This is a genomic window from Gordonia sp. (in: high G+C Gram-positive bacteria) (genome assembly GCF_047606305.1).
GTDB lineage: Bacteria > Actinomycetota > Actinomycetes > Mycobacteriales > Mycobacteriaceae > Gordonia.
On sequence record NZ_JASGER010000062.1, the window covers coordinates 71,122 to 97,424 of the forward strand.

24 protein-coding genes are annotated in these 26,303 nt (G+C 68.7%); 7 read left to right on the forward strand and 17 right to left on the reverse strand.

From position 1 onward, the window contains the following. Positions 1 to 44: 44 nt before the first annotated feature. Entirely contained in the window at positions 45 to 2,714 is a 2,670-nt protein-coding gene (locus QM634_RS10050) for a beta strand repeat-containing protein (RefSeq protein ID WP_415042643.1), read from the reverse strand. Between the two features lie 180 nt (positions 2,715 to 2,894). Here QM634_RS10050 and QM634_RS10055 point away from each other — a divergent pair, with 180 nt between their 5' ends. Further along, complete coding sequence (locus QM634_RS10055; RefSeq protein WP_415042644.1) at positions 2,895 to 5,732, forward strand: hypothetical protein; 2,838 nt, start codon at positions 2,895 to 2,897, stop codon at positions 5,730 to 5,732. A gap of 1,032 nt (positions 5,733 to 6,764) precedes the next feature. Here the strand turns inward: QM634_RS10055 and QM634_RS10060 are convergent. From QM634_RS10060 to QM634_RS10080, 5 genes are all read right to left on the reverse strand, one after another. Further along, on the reverse strand, positions 6,765 to 7,112 hold the full coding sequence (locus QM634_RS10060) for a hypothetical protein (RefSeq protein WP_415042645.1): 348 nt from the start codon (positions 7,110 to 7,112) through the stop codon (positions 6,765 to 6,767). Beyond that, positions 7,112 to 7,645 carry a DUF3558 domain-containing protein gene (locus QM634_RS10065; protein ID WP_415042646.1) on the reverse strand — a complete coding sequence of 178 codons (534 nt, stop codon included), beginning with the start codon at positions 7,643 to 7,645 and terminating at the stop codon, positions 7,112 to 7,114. Before QM634_RS10065 ends, QM634_RS10060 begins: the two co-directional genes overlap by 1 nt. Next, positions 7,642 to 8,529, reverse strand: coding sequence for a DUF3558 family protein (locus QM634_RS10070; protein WP_415042647.1), 888 nt, complete (start codon positions 8,527 to 8,529; stop codon positions 7,642 to 7,644). The genes QM634_RS10065 and QM634_RS10070 overlap by 4 nt, the downstream gene beginning before the upstream one ends. A gap of 140 nt (positions 8,530 to 8,669) precedes the next feature. Beyond that, entirely contained in the window at positions 8,670 to 8,846 is a 177-nt protein-coding gene (locus QM634_RS10075; RefSeq protein ID WP_415042648.1) for a YegP family protein, read from the reverse strand. 189 nt (positions 8,847 to 9,035) lie between these two features. Then, positions 9,036 to 10,640: a hypothetical protein gene (locus QM634_RS10080; protein WP_415042649.1), complete on the reverse strand. Its 1,605-nt coding sequence runs from the start codon at positions 10,638 to 10,640 to the stop codon at positions 9,036 to 9,038. A gap of 513 nt (positions 10,641 to 11,153) precedes the next feature. Between QM634_RS10080 and QM634_RS10085 the strand changes: the two genes are divergently transcribed. The 3 genes from QM634_RS10085 (at position 11,154) to QM634_RS10095 (ending at position 13,860) form a co-directional block, all read left to right on the forward strand. Next, positions 11,154 to 11,771 (forward strand): hypothetical protein, encoded by a 618-nt coding sequence (locus QM634_RS10085; protein ID WP_415042650.1) that lies wholly within the window; start codon positions 11,154 to 11,156, stop codon positions 11,769 to 11,771. Between the two features lie 215 nt (positions 11,772 to 11,986). Continuing rightward, the gene (locus QM634_RS10090; RefSeq protein WP_415042651.1) at positions 11,987 to 12,976 is read left to right on the forward strand and encodes an alpha/beta hydrolase; all 990 of its coding nucleotides are present in this window, start codon (positions 11,987 to 11,989) and stop codon (positions 12,974 to 12,976) included. Positions 12,977 to 13,119: 143 nt separating this feature from the next. Beyond that, positions 13,120 to 13,860, forward strand: a complete 741-nt coding sequence (locus QM634_RS10095; RefSeq protein WP_415042672.1) for an acetoacetate decarboxylase family protein — start codon at positions 13,120 to 13,122, stop codon at positions 13,858 to 13,860. Here the strand turns inward: QM634_RS10095 and QM634_RS10100 are convergent. From QM634_RS10100 to QM634_RS10130, 7 genes are all read right to left on the reverse strand, one after another. Then, on the reverse strand, positions 13,843 to 17,181 hold the full coding sequence (locus QM634_RS10100; RefSeq protein ID WP_415042652.1) for a GH92 family glycosyl hydrolase: 3,339 nt from the start codon (positions 17,179 to 17,181) through the stop codon (positions 13,843 to 13,845). The genes QM634_RS10095 and QM634_RS10100 overlap by 18 nt on opposite strands. 21 nt (positions 17,182 to 17,202) lie before the next feature. Continuing rightward, the gene (locus QM634_RS10105; RefSeq protein ID WP_415042653.1) at positions 17,203 to 17,487 is read right to left on the reverse strand and encodes a hypothetical protein; all 285 of its coding nucleotides are present in this window, start codon (positions 17,485 to 17,487) and stop codon (positions 17,203 to 17,205) included. Positions 17,488 to 17,681: 194 nt separating this feature from the next. Further along, positions 17,682 to 17,945, reverse strand: coding sequence for an MbtH family protein (locus QM634_RS10110; protein ID WP_415042654.1), 264 nt, complete (start codon positions 17,943 to 17,945; stop codon positions 17,682 to 17,684). 69 nt (positions 17,946 to 18,014) lie between these two features. Beyond that, positions 18,015 to 19,286: an ATP-binding cassette domain-containing protein gene (locus QM634_RS10115; protein WP_415042655.1), complete on the reverse strand. Its 1,272-nt coding sequence runs from the start codon at positions 19,284 to 19,286 to the stop codon at positions 18,015 to 18,017. Further along, entirely contained in the window at positions 19,287 to 20,090 is an 804-nt protein-coding gene (locus tag QM634_RS10120; protein WP_415042656.1) for an ABC transporter permease, read from the reverse strand. Next, complete coding sequence (locus QM634_RS10125; RefSeq protein WP_415042657.1) at positions 20,087 to 20,836, reverse strand: ABC transporter permease; 750 nt, start codon at positions 20,834 to 20,836, stop codon at positions 20,087 to 20,089. The genes QM634_RS10120 and QM634_RS10125 overlap by 4 nt, the downstream gene beginning before the upstream one ends. A gap of 11 nt (positions 20,837 to 20,847) precedes the next feature. Then, on the reverse strand, positions 20,848 to 21,987 hold the full coding sequence (locus QM634_RS10130) for an acyl-CoA dehydrogenase family protein (protein ID WP_415042673.1): 1,140 nt from the start codon (positions 21,985 to 21,987) through the stop codon (positions 20,848 to 20,850). Between the two features lie 77 nt (positions 21,988 to 22,064). On the opposite strand from QM634_RS10130, the gene QM634_RS10135 reads away from it, so the two are divergent. Beyond that, positions 22,065 to 22,514: a flavodoxin domain-containing protein gene (locus tag QM634_RS10135; protein ID WP_415042658.1), complete on the forward strand. Its 450-nt coding sequence runs from the start codon at positions 22,065 to 22,067 to the stop codon at positions 22,512 to 22,514. A gap of 77 nt (positions 22,515 to 22,591) precedes the next feature. On the opposite strand, the gene QM634_RS10140 is transcribed toward QM634_RS10135, so the two are convergent. From QM634_RS10140 to QM634_RS10150, 3 genes are read right to left on the reverse strand one after another with little or no spacing between them, the layout of a single operon-like run. Then, a complete protein-coding gene (locus tag QM634_RS10140) occupies positions 22,592 to 23,470 on the reverse strand; it encodes a DMT family transporter (protein ID WP_415042659.1) in 879 nt (292 codons plus the stop codon). Positions 23,471 to 23,521: 51 nt separating this feature from the next. Continuing rightward, positions 23,522 to 23,932 carry a hypothetical protein gene (locus tag QM634_RS10145; RefSeq protein WP_415042660.1) on the reverse strand — a complete coding sequence of 137 codons (411 nt, stop codon included), beginning with the start codon at positions 23,930 to 23,932 and terminating at the stop codon, positions 23,522 to 23,524. A gap of 43 nt (positions 23,933 to 23,975) precedes the next feature. After that, the gene (locus QM634_RS10150) at positions 23,976 to 24,344 is read right to left on the reverse strand and encodes a hypothetical protein (RefSeq protein ID WP_415042661.1); all 369 of its coding nucleotides are present in this window, start codon (positions 24,342 to 24,344) and stop codon (positions 23,976 to 23,978) included. A gap of 141 nt (positions 24,345 to 24,485) precedes the next feature. On the opposite strand from QM634_RS10150, the gene QM634_RS10155 reads away from it, so the two are divergent. Beyond that, complete coding sequence (locus QM634_RS10155; protein WP_415042662.1) at positions 24,486 to 24,755, forward strand: hypothetical protein; 270 nt, start codon at positions 24,486 to 24,488, stop codon at positions 24,753 to 24,755. Then, positions 24,752 to 25,234: a SixA phosphatase family protein gene (locus QM634_RS10160; RefSeq protein ID WP_415042663.1), complete on the forward strand. Its 483-nt coding sequence runs from the start codon at positions 24,752 to 24,754 to the stop codon at positions 25,232 to 25,234. Before QM634_RS10155 ends, QM634_RS10160 begins: the two co-directional genes overlap by 4 nt. Here the strand turns inward: QM634_RS10160 and QM634_RS10165 are convergent. Next, on the reverse strand, positions 25,231 to 26,286 hold the full coding sequence (locus tag QM634_RS10165; RefSeq protein ID WP_415042664.1) for a DNA polymerase IV: 1,056 nt from the start codon (positions 26,284 to 26,286) through the stop codon (positions 25,231 to 25,233). The two genes, QM634_RS10160 and QM634_RS10165, sit on opposite strands and share 4 nt — an antisense overlap. Positions 26,287 to 26,303: the final 17 nt, after the last annotated feature.

Below are 26,303 nucleotides of genomic sequence, written 5' to 3' on the forward strand. Positions count from 1 at the left end.
AAGGAGGGGCCCGCCGATGTGGACCCCTCCCCTGCGTGATTCGGTTAGGTGTTCTGCCCGGGCGCCCCGGTGGTTCCAACGGTGCCGTTGGCCTGTCCCGCACCACCGTCACCGCCGTTGCCGGCCGTCCCGACGTGGATGGCGTTGCCTCCGGCGCCGCCGGCGCCACCATTGCCGGTAAGGGTGCCGCTCACCTTCGTCCCGCCGGCACCACCGTTGCCGCCGTTGCCGGCCACGAAGGTCATGCCGTCTCCCGTCTGGAGGCTTCCGGCGGAAACGGCACCACCGGCGCCGCCCTTGCCGCCAACGGCACCGTTGACACCGTTGACGCCTCCGGCGCCACCCTTGCCACCGACGGCCGTGACATTGGTGACCGTGCCAGCCGGCTGGACCATTCCGCTGCCGCCGTTGCCACCGTCGCCACCATTGGCTGTGCCGCCTTCACCACCGGTCGACGATCCGGTGATCGACCCGCCGTACGCGCGGAACTCTCCATTCCCGCCCGTGCCGCCGGTACCGACCGTCGCATCACCACCGCGACCACCCGTGACAGTCCCGGAGGCGTAGCCCGTACTCGCAGACTGACCCGCGAACACTCTCGCTAGGCCTCCGGTGCCACCAGTACCGGTCCCATACGAATTGCCGCCGTCTCCGCCAGTGACCGTCCCGTGAGCCTCGGCCTGGCCGGCCTGACCAAGAGCGTTGACAGTGCCATTTCCTCCCTTGCCGCCCTTGCCTCCAGCTGCATTGGCGCTACCACCGTTGCCGCCTGCGACATCGACGACGGCGAGGGAGCCCTGTTGGTTGTCCACGGTGGCTGTGCCTCCATTGCCGCCGGTACCTCCGCCTTCACCCTTGCCGCCCCGGCCGCCCTTGACAGAGCCGCTCGTGTAGCCAGACGACCCCTTGACCGATGCACTGCCTCCCGCGCCACCGACGGAATCAGCGCCGACGCCGTCTCCACCGGCCCCGCCCTCGGCGACCTCGCCGTCGACTGTCCCGGCAGAAGTCCCGAAGACATACCCGAAGCCGCCGGCACCACCGGTACCGCCGTTGATTCCGCTACCGGCATCACCGCCCGTCGCTGTGCTGTTCTTCACCTCGCCGGCCGCCCTGGCCTCGACCATTCCGTAGCCACCGGCTGCGCCGGCTGCCGTGCTGGAGTCGCCTCCGCGACCACCGGTCGCCGTGGACGAGGTGACGATTCCACCTGCTCCGACGCTCGTCTTGATCGTCGCGTCACCACCGGTACCCGCGTTGGCAGTTCCGTGTGCGTCGCCGCCGTCGCCACCCTTGGCCGTGCTGCCGGTGACGCTGCCGAGCGTGACCGCGATACTGGCATCACCGCCGTCGCCACCCTTGCCGGTGCTCGTCGAGGTGCCGGCGTCTCCGCCCGTCGCGGTGCTGCTGGAGACTGTGCCTCCGGTTGCGGCGGTGATCAACCCACTGCCGCCCTGGGCGGTCGTCGAGTTGATGCCCGCCTCGGCGTGGCTGTTGGTGATGGTGCCGCCGGTCGAGCTCACCGTGGCGGTGTTTCCGGCCGGACCACCCGTCACCCCGTTGCCGCCGGTCGCCGAACCGCCGGACACCGTCCCGCGGTTGGCTCCGCTGACGGTGGCATTCCCACCGTCGCTGCCGTTCACACCGTTCGCTCCAGCGCCACCGTTGCCGCCGGTAGCCGTGCCGTCGACCGTCGAATCTCCAGAAACAACCGAGCCGGTGCCGCCGGAGCCACCCTGGCCACCGGAGGTCCCGTCACCGCCGTTGCCGCCTGTCGCCGACCCGGTGACGGAGGACGCGACATTGTTGTTGTTGTTGGAGGTGGTGGTCGCGTCGCCGCCTGAACCGCCGGTACCCCCGTCGCCGATGCCTCCGTTGCCGCCGGTCGCGCCGCCAGAGGCGGTCGCACCGCTGGAGTAGCCACCACCGTCGGCAGCCAGGAGGGCGTCACCGCCAGAACCGCCGGTTCCACCGTTGACGCCGTCACCACCGTTGCCGCCGGTGCTCGATGTCGAGCCCTGCGGCCCGGCGTCGCCGCCCTGGACTCCCGCGATCCAACCGTCGCCCCCGTCGCCACCCGTGGCACCACCCGACGCGTCGCCGCCATCGCCACCCGTCGCAGTGCCGACGGCAGAACCGCCATCAGAGCCCATGGCCAGTCCAACGCCGCCCGTTCCGCCAGAGCCGCCGCCGGTGGCATCGCCACCGTTACCGCCCTGCCGAATCCCGCCGACAGTGCCGTCCGATTCGACATCCACTCCAGCCATACCGCCTGTGCCGCCCACCGAGCCGGCGCCCGAACCCTGACCGCCGGTGCCGCCTTGCGAGGTACCGGAAACCGTGCTGCCGTCAGTGTCACGCACGTAGACCAGGCCACCGTCTCCGCCCTGACCGTGATCCACGCCGGTGCCACCGTCGCCGCCGCGAATGGTGCCGGAAAGCTGAGAACCGTTGGACACGTCGACATAGGTGACTCCACCATTGCCGCCGATGCCGGTGCCGATGGAGTCGCCGCCGTTGCCGCCGACGACGGTTCCGCCAGCCGTGCTGCTGGCGTCGACATTCACGTTCGCAGTACCACCGGTGCCGCCCTGACCGCCGGTTTGTGTCGTCGTGCCGTCGCCGCCCTTGCCGCCGGCGCCGCCGGTCACGGTGCCGTTGAACGCACCATCGAGGAGTGCGCCTCCTCCGCCGCCGCCACCGCCGCCGCCCATGCCGGGAGCGCTCGCGTCGGCCGTGCCGCCCGCTCCACCGGCTCCACCTGCTCCGCCAGTCGCGCTGCCACCACTGCCCCAACCCGCGCCGCCGACACCACCGCTTCCACCGTTGCCGTCGGCACCACCGTCGACGCCGAGGCCGCCTGTGCCACCGGTTCCGCCCGCGGTTCCGCTCGCGTGAGTCAAGTCTGTTCCAGCGCCGCCCACACCGCCGGTACCACCGACACCGCCGTCGCCGCCGCCGACTCCGTTGATGCCAGCGCCGCCGTTGCCACCGAGGCCGCCGGTTCCGCCAATGCCACCGAGGTATCCGACGCCACCGGTACCACCTGTGCCGCCGTTGCCACCGATGCCGTCAGCACCGGGGCCATTCGGGCTGTTGCCGCCGGCACCGGCCGCGCCACCGTTGCCACCGACTCCGCCAACACCACCGTTGGGCGATGTCTGGTCGCCGGCACCTCCGGTGCCACCGGTCCCACCGATGCCGCCATTACCGCCGACGCCGGCGTTGCCGGCCGCGCCGTGGAGGCCTCCGCCCAGACCACCGTCACCACCGGTGCCGCCAGCTCCACCGTCGGATCCGTTGCCTCCGGTGCCGCTGGGCGCGGAACCCGTCGTGCCGGTGGCGCCGGTCGCACCATTGCCGCCGCGGCCACCACTGCCACCGTTGCCGTCAACACCCGCAACGCCGTCATGGCCGGTCGCACCACCGGCAAGGCCGGCAGCACCGCCCGCAGCACCAGCGCCGCCGTTTCCGCCGTCGCCACCTGCCTCGCCGGGTGCAACGCCGTCGAGGCCATCAGCACCATTGGCGCCGTTACCACCACGACCACCATTGCCGCCGTTGCCATCAACACCTGCAACACCATCATGTCCGGTCGCACCACCGGCAAGACCTGCCGCGCCGCCCGTGCCGCCGTTACCTCCGGAACCACCAGCAGTGCCACTGGCGCCCGGAGTCTGACCGTCGACACCCGCGAGCCCGTCAGCTCCATTGCCGCCACGACCGCCGTCGCCACCGTCACCATCAAGTCCATCGACGCCGTCGTGGGCGCCTGCACCGCCAGCGACGCCACCGTGGCCGCCCGCGGCTCCGTTACCTCCAGAACCACCAGCCGTGCCGCTCGCCCCCGGAGTCTGACCGTCTATTCCGTCGAACCCATCGGCACCGCTGCCGCCACGACCGCCATCGCCACCGTTGCCGTTAGCACCGTCAACTCCGGCAATGCCGCCGCCGGCTCCAGCAGCGCCGCCACGGCCACCGCGACCACCTCGTCCGCCGTTGCCGCCAGCAGTACCACTGGCGCCGGCCGTCTGGCCGTCGAGGCCATCGGCACCTGCGCCGCCGCTGCCCGCCGCACCGCCGGCACCACCGTCGCCGGCATGGCCGATCAGGTCGTGCGAGCTGCCGCCACCGAGGCCGGCCGCACCACCGGCGCCGCCGTCTCCACCATCAGTTCCGTCCTGGCCGGAAGCACCGGGCGTTGCGCCATCAGCTCCGTTCACGCCGAGAGCGCCGGCGCCACCGTTGCCACCATCGCCGCCCTGGCCGTCGGCACCGGCGAATCCGCCTCGACCGAGGCCAGCAGCACCTCCGGTGCCACCGTTGCCACCATCGCCACCCTTCTGGCCGGCACCGTTGTTGACTCCGATGACGCCGTCAGCACCATCAAGACCGTCGCCACCGCGACCACCGGCCCCGCCGCTGCCGGCCGTGCCGTCGTAGCCACTGGCGGCACCGTGGGCGAGCCTGCCGCCGACACCGGCGTTGCCACCCGCACCACCGTTGCCACCGGCGCCACCGTCGACATTCCCGGCAGTGCCATCGAGACCGGCAGCACCTGTACCACCGTTGCCGCCGTCGCCACCGAATCCGGCATTCGAGTTCGACCCAGAGCGGCCGTGCCGACCAAGGAGGCTGCCGTGGCCGCCGCGACCGCCGACTCCGGCGTCGCCGCCATTGCCACCCGCGCCGCCGACGCCACCATCAGCACCCGGCGTCGTGGCATCCGTGCCGTCACTGCCGTTGCCGCCCATGCCGCCCTGGCCACCTTCGCCGCCGCGACCGCCGCGCGCGAACAGCCAGCCGGCGCTACCGCCGTTGCCGCCATTGCCGCCTGCGGTTCCGTCGGTGCCGGCGTTGCCGTCGACCCCGTCCCCGGTAACCGCAGCACCGTCGACGCCGTTGACGCCGGCCGCACCGTTGCCGCCCGCACCTCCCGAGCCGATGAAGCTGCCAATGCCGAAGAAGCCCTTGGCGTTACCGCCGTCGCCACCATCGCCGCCACCGGAGCCGTTGCCGCCGTTGCCACCGACACCGAAGATCCAGCCGGCCGCGTTGCCGCCATTGCCGCCACCGGCCGTGTCGGTGCCGTTGCCGCCGTTGCCACCCCAGCCCATCAGGATGCCGCCATCGCCACCGTCGCCGCCGCCGATCCCACCGACACCGCCATTGCCGAAGAGGATCGCGTCGCCGCCGTTGCCGCCGTCGTAGGCGTTTCCACCGTCGCCGAAGAGGATGCCGCCGTCGCCACCGTTGATGTGGTCGAGGGTGCCGTTGGCGCCGTTGCCGATCAGGTAGATGCCGGTGATGTCGTTCATGAAGTCAGCGACGGTGTGACCGATCGGGTTGACGACCCAGATCTGCTGCCCGACGAAGTGCAGCGGCTGGTAGACGATGCAGTTGAAGGCCTCGGTGAGGATCCCGATGCTCTGACCGGGCTCGAGGAAGGACACCCGCTGGTCTGCGGTGCCCGGGTTGCTGATCAGCGCCGCGGTGTTCGCGGTGTTGTTCTGCACCATCAGGTTGTCGTCGGCGTCGGAGACGTACGAGATGCCCTGCGGCGGGGTGATCAAGCCCGACTCGGTGCTGTCGACGTCGGACGCTCCCATCGCTTCACGATTGGCGATGCCTCGACCACTGACCTCGCGCGAGGCGGTGTACAGCTCGGCGAGACTGCCGACGCCGCCCTCGCCGCCCGCCGCGCCACCGAGGATCGGCAGCGCGAGGAGTGACGCCACGGCTGCGGTCAACCCGGACTTGTTCTCGGTCTCCGTGTCGGCCGCAGGAGGGGGCGTCGGGTTGGAGATGACCGCCGCGGGCGCCTCGACCTGGTTTACCGTGGGCGCCTCATCGGACTTGGTTGCGCCAGTGTCGTCGGTCTTCACGTCGGACTTGCCCGGGAGGACGTTCGACGGGAGGTTGTGCTGCGTCGTGCCCGGATTCTGAGTCGCCGGTTCCGACGACGGTCCGGCAGTTCCCGTGGTTCCGGTCTGCGGGATCGTCGACGACGACTTGGGCGTGCCGAACGGGTTCACGAGGTTCGGCGACGGCTTGACGACGTTCTGCTCGCCCCCGGTGTTCGGTGACGGTTGCGCAGGCGCTGGTTCGGGAGCGGGGGTCTGCGCGGGCGCTTCCCCCTGCGATCCCTGCTGGCCGCTGGTGTCTGCCGGAGCGGGTGTAGGCACCGGATCGGGCGAGGGAGCGGGTACCTGGGTCTGCGGCGCGGGAGCAGTGTCGTTGTATTGGGGCGACGCGGGCAATGGCGCCGCAGGGACGGGAGCCACCGGGGCGGGCGCCGCGGGAGCCGGGACGGCAGGCGCCACCGGAGCAGCCGGAGCCTGGTTCCCGAGGGATCCACCGGACGACGATTCGCCGCCGGACGGAGCCGACATCTGTCCACCGCCGGGCGAACTCGCACCGCCGCCGTAGCCACCACCGATGCCCGGCGAACCGCCGGGCGAGCCGGGATCGGCGTTCGCCGATCCACCACCAAGCAGGGCAAGGCTGATGCCTGCTGCTGCAGCAATAACCTGGGCGCGACGCTTTGAGATGCTTGCCATGACAGGACTGTACGCCGCATTTCATGCATTGACGACGAAAGTCCGATTTGTTGTGCTTAAAAAGTATCTACTGCCGGGTAGCTGCTGAAACACAGCGCCCAAATCGGGCAATTCGCCGCGCCGACCTGGGGTTTTGGGCTAGTTCGACCGGTAGGGACCTTGGTCCCTCGGCGGTGGTGATACCCGGACAAACCGGACATAGATTCACGTTCGCACATCGTTCAGCGGCGTCCCGATGACCGCCCATGAGACGACGACCGTCACCACGACGATCACGACGCCCAGCCAGAGGAACAGGCTCGACCATCGTCGCCAGACCATCGCCGGGATCCCGGTGGCGGCCGCGAGCAAGCCGCCGACGCCCAGCACCAGCCAGGCCCGCAGCAGCACGACGTGAGCGGCGTCGCACGAGTCACCGCAGATGCTCGACATCATCAGGTAGATGAACCCCAGGGCCAGCACGACGATCAGGCCCAGGATCAGGAGCGCACCGCCGATCGCCGACAGCACGGTGTTGGTCGTGCTGGAGCGCTGTTCAGAGACGGGGACCACTAGGCGCTCGTCTTCAGCACGAGCTCCATCAGCTTCTTGGCGCCGTCGCACGGGTCGGCGGCCGCGGGGCCGGGCGACTCGACGAACCACGTGTAGATCCCGCGGCTGGGCGCCTTGGCGGTGACGCCGCAGATGTTGCGCCCGGACTTGGTCTGCTGGACCGCCGAGATGCCGTTGATCTTGATGTTCTCGGTCTCGTAGCCCATCTTCTTGGCGGTGCGCTGCTCGGCCGAAACGGTGCCCCACTCGAACCAGTTGAACGTGACGGTCGTGATCCGGGGACCCAGGACGGTCCAGCGGCAGATCGCGCCGTTGAACCCGGGCGACGGCACAGCGCCGCCGATGGCCTTGCCGATCTGCATGGGGTTGAGAATCTGGCACTCGAGGGTGAGCTTGTCGAACTTGTCGGTGTTGACCTGCCCCTTCTTCTTCACCTGACCCTCGGGGTGCGGAGTGCCGTCGGTGGTGCAGCCGGCGATCCCGACCGTCGCCGCCAGTGCGACGACGGCGGCCGCCCGTCGAAAGCGCTTCATGACTGCGACCTTTCAATCGACATGGTGGCCAACTGCCTGGTGGCACCGCAGATCTTCTCCGTCGGCGTCTGCGACTCGGCGTCGGCGCGCACCGACCATTCGAAGAAGTCGGCGCCGAAGGCCATGCCGATCTCGCAGATCGTCGAGTCCCACGCGATGAACCCGTTGTGGCCCTTGAGCTCGAGGTCCTGCGTGACGGCGCGGGAGAGCTGCTCGGTGGCGCGCTCACGGTCGATGGGCGAGCCGCGGTACCAGTTGAACGACGCGACGGCGCCGTTGCGCATGGCGTTGGCGGTCCACTCGCACGACGAGGTGTTGTTGACGGTGTTCTGCAGCGCGGGGAAGCCGGTGATCTGCATGACCTCTTCGGTGCTCACACCGCCGCACTCGCCGAAGAACGGTCCCTCACCGGCCGCGCCGGGCGCCTGCGGGAGCCCGTCCTTGCCGAACTTGGTGTTGCCGTCCTTGTCGCCACCACCACAGCCGGCGACGACCAGCACGACGGCCGCCAACAGCGCCAGCAGAGGTGCCGCGCGGAACCGCTCGAGGTCGCGGCGCTCGCGCTTGGTGGGTCGCCCGGCGCCACGGTCGCGGCGGGGCTGGCTGGCCAGGATTTCCTTCGACGGTGGGGGCGGGCTCTTGTCGATGTAGCAGGCCGTGGCGATGGGCGCGGACACGCGCTTGGAGACCTCACGGGCCACTTCGACGATCCGCTCACGACCGCCGATCCGCACGCGCACCTCGTCGCCGACGGTGATGACCTGCGCCGGCTTGGCGGTGGCCCCGTTGACGCGGACGTGTCCGGCGCGGCAGGCGGCGCCGGCGGCCGAGCGCGTCTTGGTGAGCCGGATCGACCAGATCCAGGAGTCAACTCGAGTGGCCATTCGCTCTCCGGTCCCAGGGGTGTGACGGTGTTGCATTCAGAGTAGCGACGATCCGATGCCGAGGTCGCCTCTGAATGACCGCGCCCGCCGAAGACCGATGGTCGACGACGGGCGCGATTGGCTGCAGAGACAGCTGTGGGTCAGATTTCGACGACGGGGGCGTCAGCGGCGTCGCGCTTGATCGCTTCGATGCCGTTCAGTGCGTACTCCTTGGTCTTGTACGCCTGGCTCTGGGCGGTGATCTCGCCGTTCGCCGCCTTCAGGTGGAAGTGAAACTTGCCGTCCTTAGCTTCAAACAACTCAAACTTCGCGGCCATGATGTCCCCTTCTGGACTGCCCGGCCTCACAGCCACTGCCGCGAGGAACAACCGGTCTTCAATCATTCAAACACCCAGTTGTCGATACTGTGTCCGTTTCGACGGAGTTCTGATCACGCGTGTTTTCGCCGACGACAAGCCAGCGCCCGCCGGGACTCGAAGTCACCGACGGGCGCTGGGGTTGAGGGGTTACTGAGCCGCAGGGCTAGGGGCCGAGCCGAACGACTGAGCAGGCGCGCTACCACTTGACGAGGGTGCGCCGGCACTCGAACCAGCCGTGCCCGCATCCGTACCAGCGCCGCCGGCGGAAGAACCGCTTTCAGCGCCGGTACCAGCACCTGCGCCAGCACCGCCAGGAATGACACCAGAATTCAGATTGGCGCCTGCGCCGGCTCCGGCATCACCCGCACCTGCGCCAGCACCGCCAGGAATCACGCCCGAATTCGGGGTAACACTCGAGCCGGCGCCATCTGCAGCGCCCGAGCCAGCACCGGCACCAGTACCGCCGGGGGTCACACCCGAACTCGGGGTGACGCCCGAACCCGCACCATCTGCAGCGCCCGAGCCAGCACCATCATTGGGCTGATTACCCGCCGTTCCACTGCCAACAGGAGACGGCGTCGACACAGGCTCCGGGGCCGGATCTGGAGCAACTTGAGTATTCCGACTGAGCAGGTTCGGACTGGACGATCCGCCCGCATCCGAAGTGCTCGTAGCCGCGGCATCTTGCATCGCCCGGTTGAAGGCCTGGTTCGTAGCAAGATTCGATGTCGGCAGCGCGAGATCGGGGACGTTGATGTCACCGATCAGCGGAAGATTGAAGCTAAGACCACTGATCGACGGCAGCAGCTGCGACGTATTGAGATCCCCGAGCTTCACATTGGGGAAAGCGATGTAGTTCGGTCGCTTGTCCTGAACTACCGGGTTACCCGGGTTGGGCGTCTTGGGGAAGATCGTCACTTCTTGACCCAGCCAACTCACCTTGATCGGCGAGACCAGGCCATACGCGCTAGTCAAAGAGAGAACGTTGGGAAGGCCGTAGGACCCCTCACGCTTGCCGGGGCTAAAGCTCAATCGGGCAATATCCGGCGTCAGCATGTTCTGGATTGCCCGCGAATCACCACTCAGGAGTTGCGACGCGAACTTAGTGACGGCGCCGCCCGGATCCGTGAGCACGTCGAAGACCCCCAGGGGGTTAACCAGTGCAAGGGCGAACTCGTCGGTGTTGGAATTCTGATCGGCCAGAACCAAGCCGACAACATTCATACACGCGCCCTCTGTCGACGAGGTGGCGACCGCCAGACCGCCAGCGCAGACGAGTTGTCCAGTGGGGACGCTGATCGTGTCCCCTCCGATGATTCCTCCGATGATGTCACCGATCACCGGTAGGTCAGTACCGGGAATCTTGACGTTGATATCTGTAGTGGCGAGCGCCAAGCCGACCACCGAAAGTGCACTTGCGCTCGCGTTTGGACCAGCCAACGCAGCAGCGACCGAAAGCGGCAATACAGCAATGGAGGTAGTGCTACCTAGCACTCCTGCTTGATTGAGCGGGCCGTAAAGGCTACCCAGCCCCACGTCGTCTAGCACCCCTTCGGGATCGAGCGCGATCCCGCCGAGAATCGAGGTTGATGCCGCGTGCGCTTGCACCGGAGGCGCAACAAGCGCACCACCCAGCGCGATCGTCGATGCAGCGGCAACCGCGGCTACCGCACCGCCCATCCGCATCTTCTTGCGGCGTGCCGCCCTGTTTTCGGTCCCCCGACCCCCGTCGTAACGCTCCGTTGCCTTCACGACGCCTCCTGATTTTGTTGGCTTGTGGACGACCGGCCATGGTGTCCAGCATGTACTGGCTCACAGCCGCTCTTTGCTAAGTAAAACACTTAACGCAGGTTAAGTGAACCACATCACACTATTCCCAGCAAATTGGCAGGAACTTGCCCTTGACCTGTGCAGACACGCCGTCTTTTCCTATCTGACAACAGCCGTTCCGGTGCATCAAGCGGACCGGAGTCCGACGAATCGGCTAGAAATCGCTGGTCACGACGCCGCAACGCGTACCGCGGTACGCCTCTGGCACCTCGTTCGTTACAGGCAGCAGGCGATCGCGATTGACGCCGGAACGTGTCACCCCCATCTGGCACGATCAATTCTGAGTCGCTTCACGCAAGGAACGGAGTGCGAACGGTGATCCCACAGGACCTCGTCCCATTCGAAGAGTTCGCCACGTCCGTCGCGGTACAGCTGGAGCCACGAGTTCATGGCAACCCGTTCCATCCCGCATCATCCGCAGAGGATCGATCCCGCATGTCCGCCCACGTCACGGCCCACCTCGACGAGCGGCACTACCGACGCCTGGTTCCCGTCGGCTGCACGATTGACGAGGCGCTCGATGAGGTCTATTCGGACCGCGCCGAGGCGTACGCGTCCCAGCACATCTGTCTTGAATCAGATTTCGACGCCGAGTTGGCCCAGTGCCGGCGCGGTGTGGCGATCGTCGCCCAATCCTGCCGAACGGGCTTACGCATCATGCTGACAGCCCCCTCGCAGGAGTACAGCCGGTCGCCCGCGCACATGCAAGCCAAGTCGACGGAAGTTACCGAGATCGGCGCCGCCTGCCCGGAACGCGGCCAATTCTTCAGCCAGCACCCGGTCTGGCGCTACCACTCCCTAGGCATCGGTACCCGCCTCTACCTTCGGGCAATGGCCCGCCTCGAGGAGATCACCGGAACTGACATGCGATGTAAGTGCAGCGCGATGACTAGCTATTCGAAGGCACTGCGCTGGAAGCTCCACTGCGAAGACCCATACACGTGGGAGTCCAGGACGTGCCCGGCTTGTGCGGACCTAGTCTGGGAGGAAGCCGGTCGGGACGACTTTAAGCACATCACGCACGATCGTTCCTCGGTCACTAGCTTCGTCTAACCGCAGCACCCTTCACTACGCGCTGGCAAACTCGACAGACTGCGCATCACGGGCGCGGCTCGGGTGGCCACCGACGACGGCAGAGATTCGCACACCAACGGGACCCCTGGTCTCAGATCGGCTCACATCCGGCCCCAACCAGGACACCTCCCAGGAGCATCCCAGGATCGACCGGTAACCTTGATCCCCGCGACTGTCTAACGAAAGGACTTGGCGTGCGGGGATTCCGCCTGACCGGACTGCTGCTTGCTTCGACGGCGGCGGCTGCCCTCTGCGCGGGCACTGCCCACGCCGCGCCGGCGTCCCGGATCATCAGCAGCTACGACGACTCGAAGCAGGAAACGACGCTCGTCGTCTACTCGGCCGCGATGCGCCAGTCCTTCCCGATCACCGTCCTCAAGCCGCGCAACGCGGGCAAGCCGCGCCCGGTGCTCTACCTGCTCAACGGCGCCGGTGGCGGCGAGGACTCGGCGACGTGGGCCGCCCGCACCACCTACACCAAGTTCTTCAAGAACAAGAACGTCTACGTGGTCACCCCCGTCGGCGGTGCGTTCAGCTACTACACCGACTGGGTCCATCGCGATCCCGCGCTCGGCAAGCCGATGTGGCAGACCTTCCTCACCCGTGAGCTGCCCCCGCTGATCGACGCGAAGTTCAACACGTCCAAGCGCAATGCGATCGCCGGCATCTCGATGGCCGGCACGTCGGTGCTGAACCTGGCCATCGCCAAGCCCAAGCTGTACCGCTCGGTCGCCGCCTTCTCCGGCTGCGCGCGCACCAGCGACCCGCTCGGCCAGCAGTACATCAAGATGGTCATCGACCGCGGCCAGGGCAACATTGCCAACATGTGGGGCCCACTCAACGGCCCCGGCTGGCGCAAGAACGACCCGTACATCCAGGCGCCCCGCCTGCGCGGCACCAAGATCTACATGACCACCGGCACCGGCGCCCCCGGCTCGCACGAGAACCTCGGCGACAAGGGCATCCAGGGTGACCCGCTGGTCCTGGCCAACCAGGCCGTCGTCGGCGGCGTCATCGAGGCGGCCGTCAACGAGTGCACCCAGCAGATGGCCGGACGACTCCGCTCGCTGGGCATTCCGTTCCGCCTCACCACCCGCCCCGGTGGCACCCACTCGTGGGGCTACTGGGAGGACGACCTCCACAACACCTGGCCTTCGCTGGCCCACGATCTGGGGACGCGGTAGTTCCTCCCGAGGTTGGGGAGTCCACTCGGCGCAATTTGGAAGTCCACTCGGCGGTGAGTGTGCGACGATAGAAACGAGAACATGTTCTAGTTTCTGGAGTCGCTGTGCCCAACAGTCATGAGGTCCTCGGGACCACCGTCGAAATGCCCGTGGTCATCCGCAACGCCCGCTGCTTCGTCGCGGGATTTAGCGCGTCGGCCGATGCCGTCCGCAAGGCCATCGCCCCGACCGGCCTGCAGCCCATGATCCTCAACCCGCGCAGCCTGGACCCGCGGCGCTTCCTGCAGCCTCGCACGATGGCCATGCTCGTCTTCGTCCAGTACATCGACGGCGACCTCGGCCCGTACCACGAGTTCGGCGTCTGCTTCCTGGTCAACGACCCCGACCAGCCGCAGGCCACCCCGCTCCAATCGATCCGCTCGCTGGCCAAGAGCGACGCCCGCGCCCTCATCCACCACCTGCCCGTCGACGGCGACTTCACCCTTGCCGCCGGCCGCGGCATCTGGGGTTTCCCGAAGACGATCGCCGAGTTCGACGTCGACCACGACTCGTCGCGCAAGCACGGCGCGGTCCGCCAGGACGGCCACGAGATCGTCGACCTCACCCTCGCCCCCGGCATCCCCGTCCCCGACCAGGGCGGCGAGGCCACCCTGCAGGCGTACTCCTACCTCGACGGCGTCACCCGCCGCACGCCGTGGCGCCTCACCGAGACCAGCGGCGTGCGCACCCGCATCGGCGGGGCCAAGCTCACCCTCGGCAGTCATCCCATCGCCGACGAGCTGCGCACCCTCGACCTGTCCAAGCACGCACTCATGACCTCGTCGGTCGGCAAGCTGCAGATGGAATTCCAGGACGCGACGGTGCTCTCACCGTCGAAGGTCTAAGAACTCCACCTGGGCGACCTTCAGGGCCTTGTCGGCGACCACCCGATACGCAGCCGCCCGACCGTCGACGGCGAAGACCCGGGTCTGGTTGTCCCACGAGAACTCGGCGCGCTGGCTGTCGAGTACCGACCACTCGCCATCGGCCCCACGACCCTCCAGCGTCCACGAGTGGACGCCCGGTTCGACGACCGTCAGCGTGTAGTGGTCCACGACCGTCGGCCCGCCGAAGTCCCATCCGACGTGCCCGCCCTTGCCCAGCACCGTCGGATCGGTCGCCGACGAGTCGTCGAAGGCGTTCGCGGCATCAGCACCGCCAAGTGCTCCACCGCCGCCCGGTGAGGTGAGGTCGACCGGCGGCTTCGGCGCCACGCCGACCGGGGTGAGCGACGGCGGCACCGACCCCGCGGCCCAGTCCGACGGCTCGGGACCGAGCGTGAAGCGGATGACCGCGCCCTTGCGGATCCGGCCGCGGTCGACGGTGATGTACTCCCACGGCTCGCCGTCGATCGTCACCGCCTGCACGTAGCGGTTCACCGGCGACGCTCCGTCGGCGATGATCTCCAGCCGCTTGCCGTTCTCCATCGTCCAACCCATCCGCGGGAAGGTCGGCGCGCACAACACGAACTGTCCGCTGCCGATGGTCACCGGGTACAGGCCCGACGCGGCGAGCAGGAACCACGCCGACATCTCACCGTTGTCCTCATCGCCCGGATATCCCTGCCCCAGGTCGGAGCCGACGAACAGCCGCTGCACCGCGTCGCGCACGATCGCCTGCGTCTTGGCGTGCGCGCGGCTCCCCGGACGCGACGCGAAGGCGTACATGAACGGGATGTGGTGCGCCGGCTGGTTGGACAGCGCCAGCATCCCCATCCGGGTGTCGCGGGCCTCGCGCATCTCGTGGATGACCACCGGATAGCCGCCCATGAACTCGGCCCGACCGGTCTCCGGCAGCGCCATGAACTCGTCGAGCTTCTCCTCGAGCTGCGCGCGCCCGCCGTACAGCTCGGCCAGCCCCTGGCCGTCCTGCGGCGCGGTGAAGCGAGTGCCCCACGCATTGGTCTCGGTGTAGTCGGTACCCCAATTGCGCGGGTCGAACGGCCCCGGCCGCCACTGCCCCAGTCTCGAATCCGGCCCGCTCGCTGCCGCTCCCGGCGCCGGAGCAGGTTCGCGGCCGCGGAAGAAGCCGGTCTGCGGGTCGAACATCAGCGCATACCGCGCGGCTCGCGCGGCGAACCACGTCGCGTTGGCGCGGAACTCGGCGGCCCGCTTGTGCTTCGGCTTGGTCGCCGCGAGGTGGGCGGAGAAGGCGGCGATCGCGGCGTCGTTGATCGCCGCGTCGATCGTCCACGACATCCCCTCGTGCGCCTGCGTGTCCGCATACCCGGTGAACATCGAGCGCTCCATGCCCTTGCGCCCGACGAAGCGGCTCGGCGACGGCACGGTCGCATTGCGCAGACAGGAGTCGTAGGCGTCCAGCACGCCGAACCCGCCGCCGACGTCGGCGACCGCCGCGTCGGAGAACACCGCGTCGCTGCTCGTGCCCGTCATGATGTCCGCCGGCGCCGGTGCCGACCACCGGCTCACCCACCCGCCGTCGCGGTAGTGCTGGACGAAGCCGTCGAGCAGCTTGCCGGTGAGCTTCGGCGCGATCAGCGTCCGCAGCGGCCAACTCGCCCGGTAGGAGTCCCAGAAGCCGTCGGTGACGGTCAGCGTCCCGTCGACGATGCGCCGCCCGGTGTGGGTCGGGGTGTCGTGCACATCCGGCGGATAGGCGAACGGCGACGCGTACTTCCAGCCGTCGGGCGTCTTCTCCGACGCCGTGTTCGGGTACAGGTGGACGCGGTACAGGCTCGAGTACAGGGAGGTCAGCTCCTCCCGCGACGCCCCGTCGACGTCGAGCCGGCCGAGCATCGCGGACCACTGCATGCGCGTGCGGGTCACGATGGCATCGAACTTTGCGCGACGGTCCTGCGCGAGATTGAGCCGCGCCTGCTCGAGGCTGATGTGGGAGACGCCGATACCGACGGTGACCGAGCGGTTCTTCTCGGTCAGCCCGACCGTCAGCGCCCCCAGCACCGCTTCCCGCTCATGCCCGGGGAAGCGGCGGGCGGACAGCACCCGGCCGTCGACCTCCACGTGGACATAGGTCCGCGGCACATGCGTGAGCCCGCCCGGGCCGTCGACGTAACCGGTGGCGACGTAGGGCTCACCGGCGACGGGATCGGGCAGGTCGAGGTGGCCGTCGGCGTCGAGCTGGTCGAACACCAGCGAGCCCGTGTCCCCGCCGTAGGTCGCGCGCAACCAGATCGAATGCGACCCGGCCGTCAGCTCGGCGCGGATCGGCTGGTGCACCCCGTCGTCGAGGGTGACCGCGTACAGGTGCGGCCGGTCGACCTCGTCGTCGTGGGAGAACGGCAGCGCACGGTCGTCGCGGTCGGGCTTGGGGTGCGCGAGCGGGTGCGGGAACACCTGGAAGCTGCCCCGGTCCCCCATCCACGGCGACGGGATGTGCGACGTCGCGAACGCCTGCAGGTACGGGCGCACGGACGCGTCGTCGGTGGAGTGGTCCTGCGGCGGATTGGAGTCGACGCGACTCGCCTCGTGGTACGAGTACGGCCAGCCGCGGTTGCCGCCGTCGGTCATCGGCAGCCCGAAGACGAAGCCGTGCGGAACCGCGACCAGCGGCGCGCAGCCACCGCGGGAGAAGCGGTCCGACGAGAAGGTGCCGCGCGTGGTCCGCACGAGGTCGACGGGATCGGCGTCGCCGGTCGGCTCGGCGACGATGTCGATGCGGTCGACGTACCCGACCTGGGTCCGCTCCCCCTTGCCGTTGATCCACTCGGGCACGACGCCGACGAGCTCGATCCGCTCGATCGTCTTGCCCGCAACGCCGCTCAGCGAGACCGTGCGCGAGGACCACTGGTCGACGCCGCACATCTTCGCGGCGTACTGCGCGCGCGGATCGAGCCGCACACCGTATTGGTCGACGACGGCCTTGCCGGACAGTCGGGAACCGTCGTCGAACACGACATCGAGGGCGACCGCGGTCGCGGCATAGCCGTCGCGGACATCGGGCTCGGCGTCGTCGAAGACGGCGAAGACCGCGAAGCGCAGTGCGGAGCCGGCGGGGACGGTGGTGCCCTCGAGGCCCGTCTCGGTGATCGTCGAGCGCCACTGCTGCCCGGGGACACCGGTGACCCGGTAACCCCACGGATGGGCAGAGGTCAGCCCGACGCCGGGCTTGGAATTGACCGTATAAGAGGGACCGTCGCCGCGAACAATCGCGGCAGGGTGATTATCGGGGTGCGTCGACTTCGCCACGCCCCCAGTGTGTCAGCTGTTTCAGCCGACGGCGCGCAGGCGCGGGGCCGGCGCGATGTCGCGCTGCAGCCAGTCGATGATCTCGACGACGTTGGTGCCGGTCGACACGGTCGGCATGGTCGCCATGATCGCGGCGGGCAGCGCAGCGGAGTCGCTGAGGCCGTGACGGTGCAGGACTTCCTGGTAGTCGTGCACAGCCTTGTCCAGGTCGCCGTAGGAAACAGCGCTCTCACCGAAGCGAGCAGCAGTCAGTCGCGGGGTGGCGGCAGCGCGGTCGCTGACGTGATCCATAACCTGGGTCATCATTCCGATTCCTCACAGTCTCGGGGTCCGCTCCGCCCTATCGGGCTTTGCGAAATGCTCAAGGAAATTCCCAGAACACTCACAGTTTGCCACACGAGGTGGCGGGAGCGCCACATTTTGGTGACGAAATCGGAAAACCGCCCAGGCTAACGCACTCTGTACAGAATCCAGTCAATCGAATGACGCGGGCGTGTCGACTATTTCTTCGACGCCTTCTTGGCGGCCGGCTTCTTCTTCGGCTTCGCCTCGCCGTCGGCCTCCATGGCCTCGATCAGGCTCTTGGGGCGCAGATCGGTCCAATTCTCTTCCACGTAGGCCAGGCACGCCTCGCGGCCGTCCTCACCGAAAACCTTGGTCCAACCAGCGGGAATGTCGGCGAACGTCGGCCACAGCGAGTGCTGGTTCTCATCGTTCACCAGAACGAAGAACCGGCCATCCTCATCGTCGAAGGGGTTGGTCATCCGTTGAGTCTCCTTGCCTGAATCCCTAGGCCGTACAGCTTGTGCCCGCGTCTAGTATGCCTGGCCGACTTAGCCACCGCTAACCCGGCCGGGCCCGGTGAGCTTGAGGAACACGTCGTCGAGGGAGGGACTGCGCATGCTGATGTCGGCCAGGTCGATACCGGCCTCGGTGGTTCGCCGCACGACCTCCACCAGGACGTCGGCCCCCGAGGAGGCCGGAACCGACACCGACGTCTCGCCCACGCCCGAGCCGTCCCCGGGCAGCAGGTCGGCGACGGCCGTCATCAGGCGGTCCAACTCGTCGATGCGGGCGGGGGTCACCTCGCAGACCGTGCCGCCGGTCGTCGCCTTGAGCTGCTCGGCGGTGCCCGATGCGATGACCTTGCCGTGGTCGATGACGACGATGTAGTCCGAGAGCAGGTCCGCCTCCTCCAAGTACTGCGTCGTCAGCAGGACCGTCACACCCTGGTCCTTGAGCTTCTCCACCAACGACCACACCTCTTGACGGCTGCGCGGGTCGAGGCCGGTGGTCGGCTCGTCGAGGAAGAAGACGCGCGGCTCGACGACCAGCCCGGCGGCGATGTCGATGCGCCGGCGCATGCCGCCGGAGTACTTGGACACCTGGCGGTCGGCGGCGTCGAGGAGGTCGAACTCGGCCAGCAGCTCGTCGGCGCGCGCCTGCGCTTCGGTCTTCGAGAGTCCGTGCAACCGGCCGAACAGGACCAGGTTGCCCCGCCCGCTGAGCTCCTCGTCGAGCGCGGCGAACTGGCCGGTGAGCGCGATGCTCGCACGCACCTTGGCGGCGTCCTTCACGACGTCGAAGCCGGCGACGCGGGCGGTGCCGCCGTCGGGGCGCAGAAGGGTCGTGAGCATGTTGACGGTCGTGGTCTTGCCGGCGCCGTTGGGGCCCAGCACGGCCAGCACGGTGCCCGCCTCGGCGATCAGCGACACGTCGTCGACGGCGACCGTGTCGCCGAAGACCTTGCGCAGGCCGATGACCTCGATGGCCGGCGCCTCGAGCGCCATGCGCGAGCGCGCCTCGCGGGAGGCGGTGCTGCGCTTGGGGGCGATCTCGGGGTCGACGGGCGGTGTGGGTTCGGGCGCCGATTCGACGATGGCGACCGGCTCGGTGCCGTAGTACTCGTCGAAGGCCTCCGGCACGGCGACGATGTTGGGCTCCCCATCGACGACCTTGCGCTTCTTCACCCGCGCCGACCGCTTCTTCACCGCGGGGCCGGTGGGGGTGACGGCCGGGCTCTTGGGCTTGACCGCCGGCCCCGACGGGGAGACGTTCTTCGGCGACTCCGACTTCGGCATGCGCTTCCCTTTGTCCTTTGTCATCTATCGACCCACGGCGGCGCGGCGGTAGCCCCGCACCGCAGGATAGGCGAACACGACGATCGCCCCGACGGTCCACGCCGCGACGGTGAGGATGTCGGCGGCGACCGGTCCGCCGCTGGCGAGGTGGTTCATGGCGTTGATCGCCGGGGTCATCGGCTGGTGCGCGACCAGCGGCTGCAGCACCTTGGGGAACTGGTCGACGGGGCTGAACCCGGAGTTGAAGAACATCAGCAGCGTGGAGATCAGCGAGATGATCGAGACGATCGGCGACGTCGGCTTGCCGTTGATCGCGAGGGTGAGGGTCAGCAGCGAGAAGGTGATGCCGAACATCAGCGCCACCCCGATCATCCCCAGCACCGGCAGCACGCCCTGGGTGAACCGGAACCCGACGAGCGTCCCGACCACCAGGAGCAGCAGCGTCACGATGACGATGCGGACCACCTCGGTCAGCAGGCGCGACGTCAGCTCGGCGGCCCGGTTGATCGGCATCACGTGCAGGCGGGCGAGCAGTCCGGTGCGCCGCTCGCTGTTGAGGCGCACGGCACTGGCGACCGAGCCGAACATCGCGCTCACCAGGATGACCAGCGGCACGGTCCCGTAGATGCTGTCCTTGCCGGTCGCCTGGCCGATGACGTCGCCGAAGACGACCTTGAACAGCAGCATCGTCAGGACCGGCACGGCGATGATTTGGATGAGCGTCGAATAGTCGCCGGCGAGCACCTTGAGCTGGCGGCCCGCCAACAGCAGGCTGTGCCGCGCCCACGCGCCGATCGACCGTTCACCGGCCACCACCGGGGCGCTCACGAGCGGACCTTCTTCGTCCCGACCACGACGAGCACCAGACCGGCGAGCAGCAGTGCCGCACACCACCAGGTCGCGGGAGCCAGCACCGACCAGCTCGCCGACCCTGAGTTGAGGGCGCGCATCGCGTCGGCGAAGGCGGAGATCGGCTGGTTCCGCACGAATCCGCGCGTCCAGTCCGGGAAGCGATCGGCGGGCATGAACCCGGTCGAGAGCATGCCCAGGATCAGCACCGGCAACGTGAGCACCTGACTGGTGGCCTCGGGACTGCCGGCGAGCAGGCCGATGCCGTCGGCCAGCAGGACCAGGGCCACGCCCACGGCGAAGGCGAGGGCGAACAGCGCCACCGTCCCCGACACCCCGCCGTCGGGGCGCCAGCCGATGATCAGGCAGACCGCCGCGGCGCACGCCAGCGATGCGACGAGCAGGACGGCGTTGGCCGCCAGACGCGCGGCGCCGGGGGTCAGCAGCGGCATCGGCAGGCTGCGGAAACGGGTGTTGATGCCGTGGACGCGGTCGAAGGCCACGCGCACGGCCGCGGCACTGGCGACGAAGGCCGCCGACTGCAGCGCGACGACCGGCATCAGGAAGGACGCGTAGTCCATGCCCGGCGTCTTGTTCATCAGCGACCGCAGCGGCAGGTAGAAGCAGACGGCCAGCACGACCGGGGAGGCGAGGGCGAAGATGAATTCGCCGCTGCGCAGGATCGAGGCCAATCCGCGCGTCGTCAGCGCCCACCACTGCCTCATGGACGACAACTCTATTGCTTGACGCGGTCGGCGATGACACGGCCTTGCACGACGCGCATGATCTCGTTGGTGCCCTCGAGGATTCGATTCACCCGAAGGTCGCGCAGGATCTTCTCCACCTTGTACTCGGTGAGGTAGCCGTAGCCGCCGTGCAGCTGCAGCGCCTGGTCGGCGACGGTGAAGCAGGTGTCGGTGACGTAGCGCTTGGCCATCGCGCACAGCTCGACCTTGTCGGGGGCGTCGGCGTCGAGCGCCTGCGCGGCGTCCCAGAGCATCAGCCGCGCGGTGTGCAGGCCGGTCGCCATGTCGGCGAGCGTGAAGCGCACGGTCGGCTCGTCGATCAGCTTCTTGCCGAAGGCCTCGCGCTGGCCGACGTACGCCGACGCCAGGTCGAAGGCCGCCTGCGCCCCGCCCAGCGAGCAGGCGGCGATGTTGATCCGACCACCGTTGAGACCGGTCATCGCGATGGAGAAGCCCTTGCCCTCCACCGCACCCAACAGCGCGTCGTCGCCGACCTCGACGTCGTCGAAGATCACCTGCGCGGTCGGCTGGGCGTGCCAGCCCATCTTGGCCTCCGGCGGCCCGAACGACAGGCCCGGCGTCCCCTTCTCGACGAGGAAGGTCGAGATGCCCTTCGGGCCGTCGACGCCGGTGCGCGCCATCACGACGTAGAGGTCGGAGGCGCCGGCGCCGGAGATGAACTGCTTCACCCCGTTCAGGACGTAGCCGCCGTCGGTCTTGGTGGCGCGGGTGGTGAGCGATGCGGCGTCGGACCCGGCGCCCGGCTCGGTGAGGCAGTAGCTGGCGACGGTGTCCATGCCGGCGAGCTTGGGCATCCAGTGGGCGCGCTGGGCCTCGGTGCCGTAGGTGTCGACCATCCAGGTGCACATGTTGTGGATCGAGAGGTAGGCGGCGATGACCGGGTCGCCGAGGGCCAACTGCTCGAAGATCCGCACGCCGTCGAGGCGCCGCAGACCCGACCCACCGTGTTCTTCGTCGCAATAGATGGCACCCATGCCCAGGCCCGCGGCCTCCCGCAGCACGTCGACCGGGAAGTGCTTCGTCGCGTCCCAGTCCAGCGCGTTTGGCGCCAACCGCTTCTGCGCGAAGGCCTTGGCCGTATCGACGATGACCTGTTCCTCAGGGTCCATAGTCCTCACAAGCCGAGACTAATGTCTCGGACCTGCGATTTCCGATTCCCCCTGCTCACACCGTAGAATTTCAGCCCATGTCCACTGTCATCTTGTACGGCACAGAGACCGGCACCGGCGAGCTCGTCTCCGATTCGATCGCCGATGTGCTCGCCGCCGATCACGATCCGTCGATCTACGACATGACTGACTTCGCGGTCGACGACCTCGACCCCAGCGACTTCGTCATCGTCGTCTGCTCCACCTACGGCGAGGGCGAGCTGCCCACCGGCGCACTGCCGTTCGCCGACGAGCTCGACGCCAACAAGCCCGACCTGTCCGGTCTGCGCTTCGCGGTGTTCGGCCTCGGCGACAAGGTGTACGGCGACACCTTCAACCGCGGCGGCGAGATCATGGCCGAGATGCTGACCAAGCTGGGCGCGACCCAGGTCGGCGAGCACGGCCGCCACGACCTCTCCTCGGACATCAAGCCGACCACCCAGGCCGCCGAATGGGCCGAGGGCATCGCCCCGCTCATCAACGCCTGACCCGTTCCCGCTGAGATCCGGCCCCTGCCGGGGCATCGACGTGATAATCACATCGATGCCTCGTGTGGGGGCCGTTTTCAGTCGTCGGCGGCCGCCGCCTGCCGCAGGATGGCGCGCTCGACCTGGTGGTCGTGCACGACGTCCGCGCGCTGAGCGGCCAGCTTCGCCAGCTCCAGCACCGCGCGGATCATCAGCGCGAGCACGAACCCGAGGAACAGGGCCGTGTGCACGCTGACCTTGACCTCCTCGCCCAGCACCAACAGGCCCAGCGCCATCGCGACCGCCGGCTCCATGACGTTCATCGCGGGGAAGGACGTCTGCAGGTCTCCTGCGCCGAAGCCGCGCTGCTGGGCGATGATCGCGCTGGGTGCGACGATCAGCAGCACGTAGAGCTGCGGGTGCGCGAACACCTCGTGCCAGGCGACCATCGCGTGCATGATCACGGCCTTCACCAGCAGGGCTGAGACGCCGAACAGCACGCCGGCGGCCAGGCCGTAGAACAGCGCGCGGTAGTGGTTGCTGCGCGACCGCTCCGCCAGCACCACCAGGACGACCACCCCGCCGATCACCGACGCCGTCGCGATGGCGAGCGTGGTCATGTCCGGCCGCCGATCGGACTGCTGCGGCTGCGCGATGAGCAGGAACGTCGCCACGCAGGCGACGAGCACCAGACCCCACAGCCATTCGTTGAGATGCGGGTGACGGTCGTCGGCCCAGGCCTCCATCGGCAGCGCGAACAGGATCGCCAGCACGATCAGCGGCTGGACCAGCAGGATCGGGCCGAGACCGAGCGCGGTGGCCTGCGCGGCGAACCCCAGCAGGGCGATGACCGCGCCGATCCACCAGCGGTTGTTGATCGCCCCCGAGTCGGCCGATTCGCGTTGGCGGATGACGGTGCCCAGCGCGATGAGAAACGCTGCGAGGACGGCCAACAGCGCCGGAAGCCAGGTGTGCACGGGTCCGATTATCGCCGACGACCCCGCTGTGCGCCGGTCAAGCCGCCCGTACTAGTTGTCGAGTCGCAGCGGCGGGGCCGTGGGTGCCGGGGTGCCGGCCGGCGTCAGGGACGCGCGCGCGGTGACCGACGGGTGGCGCGGGATCCACTGGTCGTAGGCGACGCCCACGTAGCCGTTGCCCTTGCGCCAGAAGTTGAACCGGGTGCCGTCCTCGGGGGCGTAGCTGCCGCCGCGCTTGGTCGGCGTGATGTCGTACCAGGTCCAATCGCGCATCCGGGCGATGCGGTTGCCGCGCACGTACACCGGGTACTGCGTGATGATCGAGCCGTTGTCGTAGAACGACGTGAAGGTGTAGCGGCCCGGTGCGATGCGGGCCTGTGCCGGCGTCGTCGTGGTCGCCAGCGCGGCGGCGGCGATCCCCACCGCTGCGACGGCCGCCCCGATGGTGCGCGTGCGTTGCATGTTGTCCGTCCCCTCGTTGTGCCTGAGGCTACCCGATCTCGGGTCAGTAGGGCTCGAGGTCCCAGCCCGGGATCAGCCGCACCTTGTTGGCCGGATACCAGAACGGCTTCTGCGTGCCGTTGTACCCGGGGCCCGCGCGCCAGAAGGTCGTGCGCACGCCGACGTTGTCGTACCAGGCGCCGTTGCGGGTCGGGTGCAGCACGTGCGAGACACCGCGCTTGATGAAGATGCGGTTGCCGATGATCTTGATCTCCTGGTTGAGCACCCGCTGCCCGTGCACGTCCCACACGACGTAGGTGTAGCGGCCGGGTTCGATCTTCGCCTCCGCCGGCGTGGCGGTGGCGATGGCGGCGCCGGCGGCGATGGTCGACGCGGCCATTGCGCTCGCGCCGATCCGCTTGATGGTCTGCATGTGTGCCCCTTCGTCTTTGCGCGAGACGCTACCCGTATCGCGCGGGTGCCACCGGGCAGACCGTGATTCCCCCACTCGATTCGCCGCTGGTCACGGCGCGGCTACGCGGGTTTGTCGGGGGTCGGCGCTAGCGTTCTACCCATGGGATATTCCGACGAGTTGGAGCGCCTGGTGACGCTGAGCCGTCGCCAGATCGAGGTGGTCTGCGCCGACGAGACGCAGATCCCGGAGTACATCGAGATGTGCCGCGTGAAGTTCGACGAGCACCTGGTCGAGTTCGACGACGCCCACGATGACGACGACGTCGAGGCACAGTTCCACTGGCAGGAAGCGGTCGCCTGGCGCGCCACGGCCGCCGTGTTGACGGTGATGCTCGACCGCACTGTGCTCGCGCACCAGCGCAGCGCGTGAGCCGCACGCTCGTCCTCCTCCGCCACGGCAAGTCGGGCTACCCCGAGGGCATTCTCGACCACGAGCGTCCGCTCGCCCCGCGCGGCGACCGCCAGGCCGCGCTCGCCGGCCGGTGGATGCGCGAGGAGGGGCTGACCGTCGACGCCGTGCTCTGCTCGACCGCCCGTCGCACCCGCGAAACGCTCGCGCGCACCGGCGTCGACGCCCCGGCGCAGTTCTTCGACGACCTCTACGACGCCTCGCCGTCGACGATCCTGGAGACCATCCGCATGCACGCGCCCGAATCGGCGCACACACTGCTCGTCGTCGGACACGTGCCGGGCATGCCGGCCACGGCACTGGCCCTGGCCCCCGACGGCGACGTCCCCGACTTCCCCACCTCCGCGTACGCCGTGCTGACGGTCGGGGTGGCGTGGGAGCAGATCGGTCTCGCCGTCGACCCCGATGCGCATCTCGTCGGGGTGCGGGTTCCGCGTTAGGCGTCGGTCAGGTCGAGCCGCACGCCCATGAGGCGGATCGGCCGGTCGAGCTCGAAGTCGTCGAGCAGCGCGTGCACCACCGGCCCGATGTCGGCGAGGACGGTCGTGGGGTGGGCGAGCTTGCGCGATTTGGTGCGCGTGTAGAAGGTCGCGGTCCGCACCGTGACCGCGACGCGGAAGGCCTCGCGCCCCTCGTCGACGACCTGTCGCAGCACGTGGGCGGTCAGTTCGTCGAGCGCCGCGTGCAGCTCGCCGCGGTCGGTGAGGTCGGCGGGGAAGGTCCGCGAGTGCGAATGCGACTTGGCCGCCCACGGTTCCTCGGTGATCGTCGCGTCTCCCCCGCCGCGGCACAGCACGTAGAGCCAATTGCCCTGGTGCGGGCCGAAGGTCGCGATCAGGTCGTCCTTGGGCGTGGCGACGAGCTGGTCGACCGTTTCGACGCCGAGGGTCGTGAGCTTGGCCGCCGTCTTCGGCCCGACGCTCCACAGCTCGCGCGTCGGCCGCCGGCCCATCATCGCGCCCCAGTTGTCGGCGCCGAGCGCGACGACGCGCGGACCGTCGTCGGGCGACTGTCGTTTGGCGAAGTTGGTGGCCGTCTTGGCGCGCTGCTTGTTGTCGCTGATGCCGATGGACGACGGCAGGCCGGTCCGCTCCCGGATCGTCGCGATCACCTCGCCGGCAAGGGCCCGTGCCTGCTCGTCGTCGAGGTCGTCGACGCCCAGATAGGCCTCGTCCCACCCCCACACCTCGACGGGGCCGAAGGTCCGCAGCGTGGCCATCACCTCCGCGGACGCATCGTCGTACGCCTCGGTGTCCAGGGGCAGGAACACCGCGTCGGGCATCTTGCGGTGCGCGGCCCGCAGCGGCATCCCGGCGCGCACCCCCTGCGCGCGGGCCTCGTACGACGCGCACGTCACGACCTTGCGCGGCTCGGTCGGATCGCCGTTGCCGCCGACGATGACCGGCACCCCGGCCAGCTCGGGGCTGCGCCGCCGCTCGACGGACACCTGGAACTGGTCCAGGTCGACGTGGAGGATGCGCCGCGTGCCCACGGCTTCAGCGTATCGCC